The organism is Bacillus sp. JJ1127 (assembly GCF_036965845.1).
In the GTDB taxonomy this organism is placed as follows: Bacteria; Bacillota; Bacilli; order Bacillales; family Bacillaceae_G; genus Bacillus_A.
This window is the reverse complement of the sequence record NZ_JBALQK010000243.1, coordinates 1-1,437: the sequence shown is the minus strand read 5'-3', so window position 1 is coordinate 1,437 and position 1,437 is coordinate 1. Positions and strand designations below refer to the sequence as shown.

Here is a 1,437-nt window from a genome sequence, read left to right as displayed (position 1 = left end):
ATGCTCTCTCCCACTTAAAAAGAGGAGGTTTTATGTCGGTTTTTTAATTGATGTATATATAGATGCGCTCTCCTACCTAAAAAAGAAAGGGGGTATGTTTTTTTCATTTGTATTGATATAGAAAAATAAACCTCTCTGCTTGCAGAGAGGTTTATTTACATATTCACAGAATGGATTATTGTAATAATTTACTTACCATTTGTGGAGTTTGGTTAGCTTGAGAAAGCATGCTGATACCAGCTTCGTTCAAGATTTTGAACTTAGTCATTTCAGACATTTCTTTCGCCATGTCAGCGTCTTCGATTTGAGAAGCAGCTGAAGCCATGCTTGTTTGTTGGCTCTTAAGGTTGTTTACGTTAAAGTCAAGACGGTTTAATGTAGCACCTAAAGTTGCACGGTTAGAAGCGATTGTTTCTAGTGCAGAATCGATTGAAGCGATTGCAGCATTAGGTTCTGCAGCAGTAACAGTTACTTTAGTTTTATCGAATGCAGCACCTAGAGCTTTAGCAGCAGCATCTGTACCAGTACCAGCTGTAACTGCAGCATTGAATGCATCAAATTTATCAGTTACTGCTTTAGCATCTGCTGCAGCCATACCTGATTTTACTTTATCGAAATCTTTCATAGCAGCGCTAACTTCAGCTTTTAAAGCATTCACGTCAGTAGTAGCTGTATTTGAAAGCTTAGTAAATGTATCTGCAACAGCATCAATTGTTTTTTGTGTTACGCCACCAATGTCTAGTTTATCAATATTTAATGTTTGAGTAGACACGTTAGCTAATTGAATATCAATTTTCTTAGTTACATCAGCGTTATCTAATGTTTGAATTGCGATAGTTGAGTTTGAACCATCTAATAATTTTTTATCGTTGAATTCTGTGTTTTTAGAAATGTAATCGATTTGCTCTTTTAATGCGCTGAATTCTTTGTGTAGAGCTGCTTGGTTATCACTTGTATTTGTACCATTTGCAGATTGGTTTGCAAGGTCACGCATACGAAGTAAGATGTTAGATACTGAGTTCATTGCTGAGTCAGCTGTACGGATTAATGAAATACCATCTTGTGTGTTGTTAGTAGCTACTCCTAAGCCACTTTCACGAGCACGCATACGAGTTGCGATTGCAAGACCTGCTGCATCGTCAGAAGCGTTGTTGATACGTTTACCGCTTGATAAACGGTCCATTGCAGTACTCATTTTTGCTTGTGTTTGGCGCATATACTCTTGTGTGCGCATGCTGTTGATGTTTGTGTTAATTCTCATTATAAGAACCCCCAATTTTTTTATTTATTTTTCTGTAAATCCCTAAAGGGTAATATACAAAAAAATCAATTTCGATTCGAGATTTATTGTAGTATTTATTTCGGCAACTGTCAACTTAAAATTTGAATTAATAAATATAGAAAAATACAATTTTAACAATGTATCTGTTTTTTTAT

General features: G+C 35.6%; 1 protein-coding gene. It reads right to left on the bottom strand.

Annotated features, from left to right (window positions below):
• Positions 1-175 precede the first annotated feature (175 nt).
• Entirely contained in the window at positions 176-1,261 is a 1,086-nt protein-coding gene (locus tag V7183_RS21135; protein ID WP_335360730.1) for a flagellin, read from the bottom strand.
• Positions 1,262-1,437: the final 176 nt, after the last annotated feature.

Excerpts from the sequence above, each read along its gene's own strand:
- V7183_RS21135 (WP_335360730.1), bottom strand. The coding sequence starts at position 1,261 with ATGAGAATTAACACAAACATCAACAGCATGCGCACACAAGAGTATATG.